Genomic DNA, 12,064 nt, shown 5'->3' on the forward strand with positions numbered 1-12,064 from the left:
GCAAAGTTCGCGCTACCGTCTTTTATGCTCCCGCTCACCCCCGCCGACCTCATTCCCTACGACCCGTTCGATGGCATGCAGTTTGGCCCCCGCACGTGTTTCCTCAGCGGCCAGCCCGTGGGCCCCGCCGACACCATTCCAGTATTCGCCGACTGGCTGCAAGCCCGCTACGGCCTAGCCGACCGTCCCATTCAGCTTCTCGACCAACGCACCGTGGCCTTCCGCGACCTGCGCCTGCCCGCCAGCCCGGCCGCGCAGCAGCGCATCGATGCCCTGGAAAAACGAGTGGAGAATGCCGCCGCCCAAGGCCCCGCCGCCCTGCGCGCCCTCGGCGACGACGCGCTGTTTCTGTGGCTGGGCAAGATGTTCTACGGCATCTTCATCACCGAGCTGCTGAACGAGTTCGAGCCGCTGATAAAGCCCCAGTACCCGTTGGCCGAAAATGCCGCGCTGGTTCGTCGCTTCCAGGCGTTTTTCCAGCTGCTGCAGGGCCTGCGGGTGCCCACCGAGTACGCTGATTTCGTGCCCGGCTCCGTGTTCGTGCTCGAAGCTGACCCTGCCGAAGACGTCACGCCCTTCGAGTACGACGACGACCTGAACACCCTCGTCTTCAGCATCAAGCTCGATAAAGCCGTGCTGGTGGCCTGTTTGGTTGATATCGGCCTGGTGGGCCAGGCCATGGGCAAAGTCTACGCCGACGCCCAGCGCCCGCTGCACCCCGTGCAAATTGCCGAGTTCAAGGCCCGCGTGTACTACGCCGCACACCTGCTGCACGTCGTGCCCGACATTTACCCCCGTGCCCCGCGCCCCGGCGACACCCAGCTCGTGTTCGACTCCCTGATTGACGACGTGACCGGGGCCATCTTCAACCCCTGGGAAAACTCCGCCTACACCCAAACCCTGGCCGAAATGTGGCAGCGCTGGCACATCACCCTGGCCGATGTGGTGGCCAAACCCGCCGAGCCCCTAAGCCTACTCTACGACGAAGCTGGCGCACCGCGCGAGTTGAAATACTGGCCGTCCAAGTAAGCTGGGACCTGCGGTGCTGAGCTTGCGAAGCACCTCTCTTCGTCACAATGGCATTTGTTTGGTGGGGCGGGGAGATGCTTCGGCAAGCTCGGCATGACTGTTTATTTATTCTGTTCCCATGTTAAAATACGTTATCCGCCACTGCTTTCTGCCGCTGTTGTTCCTGCTGCCCCTCGCGTCCTGCCTCAACCTCATCAAGCCCCGCCGCGATTTCGCGGCCTACACCCCCGCCGCCGGCCCCGACTACGCCCAGGACAGCTGCTGGGCCGCCCTGCCCACCCGCCGCGACTCCGCCGACGCCGTGCCCCGCAACTCCGGCCTGCGCGACGAGCAAGCCACCGCCGCGGCCGACGTGTTCTTCATTCACCCCACCACCTACGTGCAGCCCCAGTCCTGGAACGCCGACCTGGCCCGGCAAGGCCTCAACCGCTTCACCGACCGCAGCACCATCCGCCACCAGGCCAGCGCATTCAACGCCGCCGGCCGCATCTACGCCCCGCGCTACCGCCAGGCCACGCTCTACTCGTTTTTTGACGAGCAAACCCCCAACGGCCAAGCCGCCGTCGATTTAGCGTACGCCGATGTGAAAGCGGCTTTCCAGTACTACCTCGCCCACTACAACCGGGGCCGGCCCATCATCCTCGCCGGTCACAGCCAGGGCACCGCCCACGCCACGCACCTGCTCCACGAGTTTTTCGACCGCGACCCCGCGCGGCGGCGCCAGCTCGTGGCCGCCTACCTCATCGGCTTCCAGGTGAAACCCGCGGAGTTCCAGGTCATCCGCCTGTGTGCCGATTCGCTCCAAACGGGCTGCTTCATTACCTACAATGCCGCCGCTACCGGCAACGACTACCCGCCCGTCCATCCCTACGCCGTCACTAACCCCCTTACTTGGACGCTCGACACACTGCTAGCCCCCGCCACCCTCAACCGCGGTGGCGTCAGCATGGATTTCAAGCGCATCGACCCACAAGTCACCGACGCCAAAATCCACCAAGGCCTGCTCTGGATAACCCCGCCCAAGCCCGGCGGCTACCCCCGCTTCCTGCTTCCCGGCCGCCCCGAGTTGCGCCATTCTTTCCACATCGCCGATTACAGCCTTTTTTACATGAACATCCGCGAGAATGCCCAGGCACGGGTGCGGGCGTGGCAGTTGTTAAGTAATAACTAGAGCGGTTCTCAGGCTGGTGAATGGGAGCAGAGACGCAACATGTTGCGTCTCCTCGTTGAACGATGCTGCCGCGAGCCGTTCAGCGGAGAGACGCAATATGTTGCGTCTCTCCAGTATAGTAATGACCGTACATCAACTTGAGAACCGCTCTAAGTCCTGTTCAAATTGAAGGCGAAAGTGCGTGATTTGAATGCTAGGATTCCTGTTCTTAAAAGCGTCAATTGAGGCCCAGAAGAGAGCTTCGTCAAAACCAGCAAAGTCATTAACGGACGCCAGAGCTAAGTTATGAAGTTGGTATGCTATCGGTCCAGCATACTTGCCAATAGTAATGGCTCGGGCATCATCTTTTAATAGAGCGGGAACAGTTCGAATATCCAGGAGGAAATTATATAGAATTCCTCGATAAGCTGCTTTGCGTATATCATCCATGCCGTAAGTATAGCAACAAAAAAGGCCCGCTAGCACAATGCCAGCGGGCCTTTCTCATTCAGCTGCCAGCCGCAATTAAGCGCCGATAGCCACGCGCTTGAAGTCCGAAACCGTCATGCCTTTCGACTTACTGTCGAGCAGCTGGGCGATGGTCATTGAGTTGTCTTTTACGAATTCCTGATTCAGCAGGGTGTTGTCCTTGTAGAATTTGTTGAGTTTGCCCAAGGCAATTTTCTCCAGCATGGCTTCGGGTTTGCCCTCGGTGCGGGCCTGCTCCTTGCCCACTTCAATTTCGCGCTCCACCGTCGCCGAGTCCACACCGTCTTTATCCACGGCCACGGGCTTCATGGCCACGATTTGCATGGCCACGTCGCGGCCCACGGCTGCGGCATCGGCCGAGCCCACGTTCTTCAGGCCCACCAGCACGGCCTTTTTGTTGTCGGAGTGGATGTACGAAGCCACTTTCTCTGCGGTCAGCGTGGCGTAAGTCACCTCCAGCTTCTCGCCGATTTTGCCCATCAGGTCGGTCACGTGCTCCTGCACGGTCAGGCCATCCGAAGCCTTGGCGGCGAGGATGTCCTCCTTGGTACCGGCATCGATGCGCACGGCCGTGTCCAGAATTTGCTGGGCCAGCTCGCGGAAGTTAGCCACTTTGGCCACCGACTCGGTTTCGCAAGCCAAGGCCACCAATTTGCCCTGGGTGCCGTCTTCGCTCACGCTCACCAGCACGAGGCCTTCCGACGTCTCGTTTTCGGCGCGCTTGTCGGCAATTTTCTGGCCGTGCTTGCGCAGAATGTCGCGGGCAGCTTCGAAGTCGCCGTCGGCTTCCACCAGGGCTTTTTTGCAATCCATCATGCCCGCGCCGGTCATGGTGCGGAGCTTGTTTACGTCTGCGGCGGTAATAGCGGCCATTGGAAGTAGGGAGGGGTTTAGAAGCTAGGAGCGGGGAGCTAGTAGCTAGAATGTTGATTAAAAGGCGTTAAAAAAGCTAGGAGTTGGGAGCTAGGAGTTAGAAGCTGGAATAACCCAGCTGATTCTAGCTTCCAGCTTCTAACTCCTAGCTCCCTAAAGCTTACTCTTCGTCAGCAGCCGTTTTTTCAGCAACGGCCGCTTCGTCGGCTTCCTTGCGGTCGGCGTCTTCTTTGTCAACTTTGCGCTCCGACAGGCCGTCTTCGATGGCCTTGCCAATCACGCCCACAATGAGCTGAATGGACTTCGAGGCGTCGTCGTTGGCCGGAATCGGGAACTGCACCAGCTCGGGGTTGGAGTTCGTGTCGCACATGGCAAACACCGGAATGCCCAATTTATGGGCCTCTTTCACGGCGATGTGCTCGCGCTTCACGTCCACCACGAACAGGGCGGCGGGCAGGCGGCCGAGGTCGGCGATACCGCCCAGCACGCGGTCGAGCTTAGCGCGCTCGCGCGACATCATCAGCTTCTCGCGCTTGGCAAGCGCGGCGTAGGCCGTGTTCTCCTTCACCATCTTGTCAATGGTAGCCATTTTCTTCAACGACTTGCGCACCGTAGCGAAGTTGGTGAGCATGCCGCCCAGCCACCGGTCGGTGACGAAGGGCATCTTCAACCGTTCGGCTTCGGTGGTTACAATCTCTTGCGCCTGCTTCTTGGTGGCCACGAACATCACCTTGCGGCCGCTCTTCGCAATGTTGCGAATAGCGGTGGCGGCGTAGTCGAGCGAAACCAGCGTTTTGTTAAGGTCAATGATGTGGATGCCGTTCTTCTCCATGAAGATGTACGGCGCCATTTTGGGGTCCCACTTGCGGGTGAGGTGGCCAAAATGGGCGCCTGCGTCGAGCAGGTCTTTATAAGTCGTCTGAGCCATGATAAAATCCTCCTGGTTTTAGCGTTTCGAGAACTGGAACGAGCGACGAGCCTTGCGCTTGCCGAATTTCTTGCGTTCCACCATCCGCGGGTCGCGGGTCAGGAAGCCTTCTTTCTTCAGCGCCGGCCGAGTCTCCTCGTTGTCGCTCACGAGGGCTTTGGTGATGGCCAGGCGAATGGCCTCGGCCTGGGCCGAAATGCCGCCGCCTTTCACGTTCACCTTGATGTCGTACTGCCCGACTTGCTCAAGAATTGCCAGGGGTTGGTTCACCACGTTCTCCAGCAACTCGTTGCTGAAATACGTTTTCATGTCCCGGTCATTGATAGTGATATTCCCTTGCCCGGCCTGCATGTAGATGCGGGCCACCGAGGTTTTTCTTCTACCAGAGGTGTTGGTAATTGCCATTTAGTGAAAAAAATTAAAGAAAGTAAGCCGTCGTGGCTTATAGGTTTTTGAGTTCGATGGCCACGGGCTGCTGCGCCTCGTGGGGGTGCTCCATGCCGGGGTACACGTACAGGTTGCGGTACTGGGCCGAGCCCAGCTTGTTGTCCTGCAACATGCCTTTCACGGCGTGCTCGATGACGCGACGCGAGTCGCGGTTCATCTGCTCGCGCACGGTGCGGCGCTTCTGGCCGCCGGGGTAGCCGGAGTGGGTGATGTAGACCTTCTCGGTCATTTTCTTGCCCGTTACGCGCAGGTTGTCGGCGTTGAGAACGATGACGTTGTCGCCGCAGTCCGAGTTGGGCGTGAACGAAGGCTTGTGCTTGCCGCGCAGGATGTTGGCAATCTGCGAGCACACGCGGCCCAGCGGGGCTACGCTGGCGTCTACGATAACCCAGCTCTTCTGGGCGTTGGCCTTACTGACGTGGGTCGTCTTGAAGCTCAGGTGGTCCATGAGTCGAAAAAAAAGGTGTGCTAAACTATTGAAAATAAGCCCAGAGCCGCCTAGGCTTCGGGAAAAACGGACACAAAGGTACTGATTTGCGGGCAAATAGCCAAGCGAAGGGCCCGAAAATATTCCTGCAAATCAGGCTATTCCCGCGGGCGGCAGCTAAAGCCTACTGGTTCTGACGCAGGGCTTCTACCAGCACCCGGAAGTCTTTGGGGTAGGGCGCTTCCACCGAAATCCCCTCGCCGTCCAAGCCCGAAAACTGCAACCGTAGCGCGTGCAGGGCAAAACGCTTGATAAACGGCTGCTCTTCCTCGCCCTCCTTCAGGTTGAACTTCTTCTTCAGCGAAGACAGAAAGAAGTCCTCCCCGCCGTAGTCCTTGTCGCCGATGATGGGCGCCTGCAAATACATGAGGTGCAGGCGAATCTGGTGCATGCGGCCGGTGATGGGCTCGCAGAGGACGAGGGCGTGGCGGGCGAAGGTTTCGAGGGTGGTGAAGTGCGTTTCGGCGGGCTTGCCCTTGTAGGCGAGGCGGGCTTTGCCCCGGGTGGTGGTCTCGATGCTGCGCTCCACCACCTGATGGTCGAACTGCGGGGTGCCCCACACGGCGGCGTGGTACTGCTTCTTTACCTCGCGGTTCTCAAACTGCATGGCGAGGTGGCGGTAGGCTGCGGGGGTTTTGGCGAAGGCCAGCGCGCCGCTGGTGTCGCGGTCGAGCCGGTGGGCGGCCTGGATGTCGTCGTGGTGCTGGCGGGACAGGCGCAGCATGTTGGGGGCGCCGCCCACCCGCTCGTCGAGCGTGGCCAGAAACGGGGGCTTGTTGACGACGAGATAGTCGTCGTTCTCAAAAATAACGAGGTCGGAAAACTTGGGAAGCTTCATGCGCAGTCCCAAAGGTAGATGTTGGGGGTTGGGGACTCGGAAGCCGGGGGACTTCGGTGGGTAAAGTTTGACCAAATTGTGGTGCCGAATCCGGGCCCCTGCCCCTAAGTCCCCACTTTCGGCTTGCTGAGCTTGAACTCCAGCGTGGTTCCTTCGCCCACGATGCTCTTGATGCGGATGTTGGACTTGTGGGCCTCCACAATGTGCTTGCTGATGGCTAGGCCTAGGCCCGAGCCGCCCGACTCGCGCGAGCGGCTTTTGTCGATGCGGTAAAACCGCTCGAAGATGCGGGCTTGGTGCTCGGGCGCGATGCCGGCGCCGTCGTCGCGCACGGAGATGCGCACCGCACGGCCGCTTTCCACCAGGGACACTATCACGTGGCCGCCATCGCGCCCGTACTTAATGGCGTTGTCAATCAGGTTTACCAGCACCTGGCGGATGCGGTTGCGGTCGGCCACCACGGGCAGGCTGGCGGTGGCCAGCAGGGGCGGAAACAATTCGACGGTGGTGCCCCGCCGGGCCGCCTGCTGCTCCAGCAGCTCAAATATTTCGCGGACCAGCGCAATCAGGTCAAAGCGTTGGCGGCGCATGCGCACCACGCCTTTTTCGAGCTGCGCAATCGTGACCAGGTCCTGCACAAGAGCGTCCAGGGTGTCGAGGCTGGCGGCGGCTTTGCGCAGAAACTTGCGGCGGGTGGCCACGTCAATGTCATCCTCCTCGTCGTCCAGAATGGTGTGCACGAAGCCCTGGGCGGCAAAAAGCGGCGTCTTCAGCTCGTGCGACACGTCGGCCAGAAACTCGCGGCGCAGGGCTTGCAGGCGCACCAGCTCGTCGAGCTCCTGCTGGCGGCGCTCGGCCATGAGCAGAATTTCGTCGCGCACGCGCTTCACCGGCTCGGGCCGAAAGAGAAACTTGTTGCTGAGTTTCTTGAACTCCTTGCGCTTGATGTGCTCCAGGCCCGCGTAAATGCCGTTGATTTCCCGGAAAATCAGCGCTTCAAAGGAAAGGTACACCAGCAGAAAGCACGCCGCCACCGTGACGCCCGCCGCCAAAAAAGCTTCCCGAAACGGCAGCGTGGGGCCGATGCGAGCGTAGGTGGTGAGCACGCCCGCCACCAGCAGCGCAATGAGGACGGCAATGGTGCGGGAAGACAAATTCATCGGTTGAAGTGCTGATTGTTGGAGGTGCTGAGGTGCTGAATGGGACACCGGGTTTCAAAGATAAAGCCGACTCTGGAGCAGAATCGGCTTTACACTAGCAGCACATCAGCACATTATCGCCTCAGCGCATCAGTCGGCGTTGAACTTGTAGCCCACGCCTTTAATGGTCTGGATGTGGTGGTCGCCCACTTTTTCGCGCACCTTGCGCACGTGCACGTCCACGGTGCGGGCCAGCACGAACACGTCGTTGCCCCAGATGTTCTGGAGCAGCTCTTCGCGGTTGAACACCTTGTGGGGCGAAGCGGCCAGGAAGGCCAGCAGCTCAAACTCCTTCTTGGGCAGCGTGATTTTGCGGCCCTCCTGGTACACGGCGAAGCCGGTGCGGTCGATGCGCAGGCCGTTGATGTCGATGGCGTCGATGGCGGCGTGGGGGTCCTGGTCGCGGCGCTTCACGGCGGCCAGGCGGCCGAGCAAGGCGCGCGGCTTGATGGGCTTGGCAATGAAGTCATCGGCGCCGGCCTCGAAGGCGGCCACTTCCGAAAACTCCTCGGCGCGGGCCGTCAGAAACAGGATGTAGGTGTCCTTGAACTTGGGCTGCTCGCGCAGCAGGCGGCAGGTGGCAATGCCGTCGAGGTTGGGCATCATCACGTCGAGCAGGATGATGTCGGGGTTGAATTCGGCGGCAACGTCCAGGGCTTTGCGGCCGTCGGAGGCGGAAGCCGTTTGATACCCTTCTTTCTTCAGGTTGAACTCCAGCAACTCAACGATGTCCGGGTCGTCGTCAACCACGAGAATCTTGTACACGGCGGATTTGGGAGCAGTCACGGCTTTAGGGGCTTAAGTGAAGCAAAAGTTTTGCTTGCGCAAAAGTACCGCTTCACCGGTCCGTGGCTATGTTACGATTACGTGACGTGGTCAGTCCACCACGTTCAGCCGCGACTTGAGGCCCTGGTACTTCACCATGTCCACTTTCACGGTGCCCACAAACATTTCGGCCTGGAACAAGACTGGAATCTTGTTGCGGTCGTCGGAGAGGTAGACCGAAACGGCGTTCTCGCCCCGGAAAAGCTTGTTGCTTGGCATCTTGGGCACCAGCTTGAAGGTGCGAATGTCGCCGGCTTTGGTTTCCACAATTTCGCGGCCTTTGTAGGTCACTTCCAGCATAAAGTTGTCGCCGTCGAAGTAGCCCGGCATCCGAATGACCTCGCCCACCCGCATGCGGTCAAAATTGAGCGTGCGAAGGTAATAAAAGCCGCTCACCAGCTCCAGGGAGTTGTTCGCAACTTTCACCGACTTGCGCGTGGGGTTGTCTTTCTTGTGGTTTTGCACTTCGGCCATGTCGTGGACGTGGTCGAAGTCCACGGTTTCTTTCTTGCGGTAATTCTTCTCGGCAATGTCGCGCTGGGCGCGCAGGGGCAGGATGCTGGTCGTGTCGATGTAAGCGCGCCACTGGTCGCGGATGCGCAGGAAAAAATCGAACGAGCCGGTGGTGCGGCCGCTCACCGTGGCCTTGTAGCAGGGCCGGTCGTTGATGCGCTCCAGGCTGCCAGCGGTTTCCACGGTGGCCTCGCCGCCGTTGATGAGGCCGTAGTGGACGGTGTACCTGATGACTTCGCCGCGCCCAAAGCTGGACTGCGGCACGCTCCGCACGGCGTCGCCGGGGCCCGAGGCGGGCTGCGCGGCCGCCAGCAACAGAATAATCGGAGTACAGAAGAGCCAGCAGCGGTTCATAAAAACGATGAGAAGAAGAGCAAGCCAGGGCCAGACAAACGCAATGCCAGCCTCCGGGCACCCAAAGATACAGACGTAAAAAAGCCCGCTGCAGATTGCAGCGGGCTTTCTCTTGGGAAGTTAAAAGTTACAAGTTGAGAGTTAAGACCTACTGATTTTTAACTCTTAACTTATAACTTTTAACTGGAATTACAGCGTGTCTTCGCCGTCCTCCACGATGGTCAGGTCGACGGGAATGACGGCCTCATCGCCCTTGGCCATGGCCCGAATTTTAGCTTCGATTTCGTTGGCCAGTTCCGGGTTGTCGAGCAGGAGGGTTTTGACGGCTTCGCGACCCTGGCCGATTTTGGTCTCGCCGTAGTTGAACCACGAGCCCGACTTGCCGATGATGCCCATGTCGACGCCGAGGTCCACGATTTCGCCGACTTTGCTGATGCCCTGGCCGTAGATGATGTCAAACTCCACCACCTTGAAGGGCGGTGCTACTTTGTTCTTCACCACCTTCACCTTGGTGCGGTTGCCGGTTACGTTGTCTTTGTCTTCCTTGATTTGGCCGATGCGGCGGATGTCGAGGCGCACCGAAGCGTAGAATTTCAGGGCGTTGCCACCGGTGGTGGTTTCAGGCGAACCGAACATGACGCCGATTTTCTCGCGGAGCTGGTTGATGAACACGCAGCAGCAGCCGGTTTTGTTGATGGTGCCGGTGAGCTTGCGCAGGGCCTGGCTCATGAGGCGGGCGTGCAGGCCCACTTTCGAGTCGCCCATGTCGCCTTCCAACTCGCCCTTCGGTACGAGGGCGGCCACTGAGTCAATCACGATGATGTCGATGGCGCCGGAGGAAATCAGCTGGTCGGCGATTTCCAGCGCTTGCTCGCCGTTGTCGGGCTGGGCGATAAGCAGGTTGGTGGTATCAATGCCCAACTTCTCGGCGTAGGATTTGTCGAAGGCGTGCTCGGCGTCGATGAACGCGGCCATGCCGCCTTTCTTCTGCGCCTCGGCAATCATGTGCATGGTCAGCGTCGTCTTGCCCGACGACTCGGGGCCGTAGATTTCCACCACGCGGCCGCGGGGCACACCGCCAATGCCAAGGGCAATGTCGAGCGAGAGCGAGCCGGTGCTGATGCTCGGAATGTCGCCCACCTTGTTGTCGCTGAGCTTCATCACGGTGCCTTTGCCGTAGGCTTTGTCCAGCTTGTCGAGCGTGAGCTGCAGGGCCTTCATTTTTTCGGCGGCGGTGTTGACTTCAGCCTTTTCGACTCTTTCGGCTTTTGGGGCCGTTTTGGTAGCTAGTGCCATGAGGGGGTGTTTATGAAAAAGGGGTTACGTTTGGTAAAGTTAAGCGTTTTGGCCGGGCCACAATCGAATAAATCTATTCCTGAGTAAAAACCCGAAACAGGCCCTTTTGGAGCGGCTTTTTCTAACACAGCGCCCGCCGGTTTCGTGCCGCTGGGTGGGGAAATATATGAGGAATTATCTAAGAATTTTAGTTGCCCTTGCGGCGGTGCTAATTAAAGTGGGAGATGCCCGGGCCCAGCTGGACAATCGGGCGTTCACTTCTTCGGAACCGGGCCGGATGATAACCGTCGACGAAACGTCTCCTTACCGCGATGCGGAGAAGATGGAGGCCGACAACGCCCCGGCCATCGGCGACTTGCGTCTTTCGTTAAGCGCGTTCACGTTCTTCAAAAATAACGAATACTTCAACCGCATCATCGACGGTCGGACATTGTTCGGCACGCAACTGAACCCGCAGTTGGTCTATTACCCCACCAAAGACCTGCGCCTGGAAGCTGGCGTATTTCTGTGGAAGGACTTTGGCAACCCGGTGTTGCAGCAGGTGCGGCCCACGTACCGCGCCACCTGGACGGTGAAAAACCACCAGGTTGTCGTGGGTAATATTCGGCCCCACCTCAACCACAACTACATCGAGCCGCTATTCAACTTTGAGCGCGTCATTCTCAAGCCGCTGGAGGAAGGCGTGCAGTACCGCTACTTGGGCGAGCGGCTGTTTCTGGATGCGTGGGTGGACTGGGTGCGCCAGCAGTACCGCTTCAGCAACTACCAGGAGGAAATTGCGGGCGGCCTCAGCAGCAGCTACCGCCTCTCCGGCAACAGCAGCCGGTGGCGGATGGCGGTGCCGTTTCAGTTCACGGCTCAGCACTTTGGCGGACAGATTGATACGCTGGCCGCGCCGGTCCAGACTTTGTTCAACGAAGCCGTGGGTATTGAGGCGCGGTATGCGCTGGATAAGCGCACAATCCAAGCCTTGCGCTTCAACGGCTACGTGGTGGGCTTTCAGGACAACTCCTCGACCAACAACCAGTTGCCGTTCCGCAATGGCCGCGCCCTGTACCTGAACACCACCCTCGAAACCCGCTACCTGGACGTGATGCTGAGCTACTGGCAAGGCCAGCGCTTCGTGGCGCCGTTGGGAGGCGATTTGTACCAGGGATTTTCGCGCACGGTTGCCAGCCCGGAGTTCATTGACCGCAACCGGCGTCTCCTGCTGGTGCGGCTCCTGCGCGACTTCCGCATCGCGGACGCGGCGGCGCTCACCGTGCGGGTGGAGCCGGTGTACGATTTCAACGCCAAGCTGCTGGACTATTCGTACGGCGTATACCTGAATTTTCGGCAGGAGTGGCTGCTGGGCAACGTGAGCGAGCGGGCGCGGGTGGGGCGGTAGGGGCGGCCCCACGAGGCAGCTGCACTCCCGGTCGCCCATTGGGGCCGCCCCAGAGGCCTCCCGGAATGCCGGCTGCTCATTGGGGCGGCCCCACGAGGCTCCCGAAATTCCGGGAGGCCTCTGGGGCGGCCCCACCGGCTGCCGCGGGGCCCCGACAACCACGGGGGGGGGGGGGGGGGGGGCGGCCGCCCCGAACGGGGGCCGGTGGGCCCGGGGTAGGGGGTTTTTTAACAAAAAAGGGGGGGGGGG

13 protein-coding genes are annotated in these 12,064 nt (G+C 60.0%); 3 read left to right on the top strand and 10 right to left on the bottom strand.

The genetic code is table 11. From position 1 onward, the window contains the following. Positions 1-24 precede the first annotated feature (24 nt). Both RMO51_RS18030 and RMO51_RS18035 read left to right on the top strand, forming a co-directional pair. Positions 25-1,029 (top strand): hypothetical protein, encoded by a 1,005-nt coding sequence (locus RMO51_RS18030; RefSeq protein ID WP_310396966.1) that lies wholly within the window; start codon positions 25-27, stop codon positions 1,027-1,029. A gap of 118 nt (positions 1,030-1,147) precedes the next feature. Further along, entirely contained in the window at positions 1,148-2,200 is a 1,053-nt protein-coding gene (locus RMO51_RS18035) for a DUF3089 domain-containing protein (RefSeq protein WP_310396968.1), read from the top strand. A gap of 132 nt (positions 2,201-2,332) precedes the next feature. Here RMO51_RS18035 and RMO51_RS18040 read toward each other — a convergent pair whose 3' ends face one another. The 10 genes from RMO51_RS18040 to recA form a co-directional block, all read right to left on the bottom strand. Beyond that, on the bottom strand, positions 2,333-2,629 hold the full coding sequence (locus tag RMO51_RS18040; protein WP_310396970.1) for a hypothetical protein: 297 nt from the start codon (positions 2,627-2,629) through the stop codon (positions 2,333-2,335). Between the two features lie 75 nt (positions 2,630-2,704). Continuing rightward, the gene (gene tsf, locus RMO51_RS18045; protein ID WP_310396972.1) at positions 2,705-3,541 is read right to left on the bottom strand and encodes a translation elongation factor Ts; all 837 of its coding nucleotides are present in this window, start codon (positions 3,539-3,541) and stop codon (positions 2,705-2,707) included. Positions 3,542-3,701: 160 nt separating this feature from the next. Beyond that, positions 3,702-4,469 (bottom strand): 30S ribosomal protein S2, encoded by a 768-nt coding sequence (gene rpsB, locus RMO51_RS18050; RefSeq protein WP_310396974.1) that lies wholly within the window; start codon positions 4,467-4,469, stop codon positions 3,702-3,704. Positions 4,470-4,487: 18 nt separating this feature from the next. Next, positions 4,488-4,874, bottom strand: coding sequence for a 30S ribosomal protein S9 (rpsI, locus tag RMO51_RS18055; protein WP_140465477.1), 387 nt, complete (start codon positions 4,872-4,874; stop codon positions 4,488-4,490). Positions 4,875-4,911: 37 nt separating this feature from the next. Beyond that, entirely contained in the window at positions 4,912-5,364 is a 453-nt protein-coding gene (gene rplM / locus RMO51_RS18060) for a 50S ribosomal protein L13 (protein ID WP_310396978.1), read from the bottom strand. A 163-nt stretch (positions 5,365-5,527) separates the two neighbouring features. Continuing rightward, positions 5,528-6,241, bottom strand: a complete 714-nt coding sequence (locus tag RMO51_RS18065; RefSeq protein ID WP_310396980.1) for an RluA family pseudouridine synthase — start codon at positions 6,239-6,241, stop codon at positions 5,528-5,530. Positions 6,242-6,345: 104 nt separating this feature from the next. After that, complete coding sequence (locus tag RMO51_RS18070) at positions 6,346-7,401, bottom strand: ATP-binding protein (RefSeq protein WP_310396982.1); 1,056 nt, start codon at positions 7,399-7,401, stop codon at positions 6,346-6,348. A gap of 129 nt (positions 7,402-7,530) precedes the next feature. After that, a complete protein-coding gene (locus RMO51_RS18075; RefSeq protein WP_310396986.1) occupies positions 7,531-8,226 on the bottom strand; it encodes a response regulator transcription factor in 696 nt (231 codons plus the stop codon). 90 nt (positions 8,227-8,316) lie between these two features. Beyond that, positions 8,317-9,132 (bottom strand): DUF3108 domain-containing protein, encoded by an 816-nt coding sequence (locus tag RMO51_RS18080; RefSeq protein WP_310396988.1) that lies wholly within the window; start codon positions 9,130-9,132, stop codon positions 8,317-8,319. Positions 9,133-9,321: 189 nt separating this feature from the next. Beyond that, entirely contained in the window at positions 9,322-10,353 is a 1,032-nt protein-coding gene (gene recA / locus RMO51_RS18085; protein WP_310396992.1) for a recombinase RecA, read from the bottom strand. 352 nt (positions 10,354-10,705) lie between these two features. Here recA and RMO51_RS18090 point away from each other — a divergent pair, with 352 nt between their 5' ends. After that, a complete protein-coding gene (locus tag RMO51_RS18090) occupies positions 10,706-11,815 on the top strand; it encodes a hypothetical protein (RefSeq protein WP_310396990.1) in 1,110 nt (369 codons plus the stop codon). The last annotated feature ends 249 nt before the right edge of the window (positions 11,816-12,064 follow it).

The organism is Hymenobacter sp. (genome assembly GCF_031398885.1).
In the GTDB taxonomy this organism is placed as follows: Bacteria; Bacteroidota; Bacteroidia; order Cytophagales; family Hymenobacteraceae; genus Hymenobacter.

Coding starts and splice junctions, on each gene's coding strand:
- RMO51_RS18030 (WP_310396966.1), top strand. CDS start 25: ATGCTCCCGCTCACCCCCGCCGACCTCATTCCCTACGACCCGTTCGAT.
- RMO51_RS18035 (WP_310396968.1), top strand. CDS start 1,148: ATGTTAAAATACGTTATCCGCCACTGCTTTCTGCCGCTGTTGTTCCTG.
- RMO51_RS18040 (WP_310396970.1), bottom strand. CDS start 2,629: ATGGATGATATACGCAAAGCAGCTTATCGAGGAATTCTATATAATTTC.
- tsf (WP_310396972.1), bottom strand. CDS start 3,541: ATGGCCGCTATTACCGCCGCAGACGTAAACAAGCTCCGCACCATGACC.
- rpsB (WP_310396974.1), bottom strand. CDS start 4,469: ATGGCTCAGACGACTTATAAAGACCTGCTCGACGCAGGCGCCCATTTT.
- rpsI (WP_140465477.1), bottom strand. CDS start 4,874: ATGGCAATTACCAACACCTCTGGTAGAAGAAAAACCTCGGTGGCCCGC.
- rplM (WP_310396978.1), bottom strand. CDS start 5,364: ATGGACCACCTGAGCTTCAAGACGACCCACGTCAGTAAGGCCAACGCC.
- RMO51_RS18065 (WP_310396980.1), bottom strand. CDS start 6,241: ATGAAGCTTCCCAAGTTTTCCGACCTCGTTATTTTTGAGAACGACGAC.
- RMO51_RS18070 (WP_310396982.1), bottom strand. CDS start 7,401: ATGAATTTGTCTTCCCGCACCATTGCCGTCCTCATTGCGCTGCTGGTG.
- RMO51_RS18080 (WP_310396988.1), bottom strand. CDS start 9,132: ATGAACCGCTGCTGGCTCTTCTGTACTCCGATTATTCTGTTGCTGGCG.
- recA (WP_310396992.1), bottom strand. CDS start 10,353: ATGAAGGCCCTGCAGCTCACGCTCGACAAGCTGGACAAAGCCTACGGC.
- RMO51_RS18090 (WP_310396990.1), top strand. CDS start 10,706: ATGATAACCGTCGACGAAACGTCTCCTTACCGCGATGCGGAGAAGATG.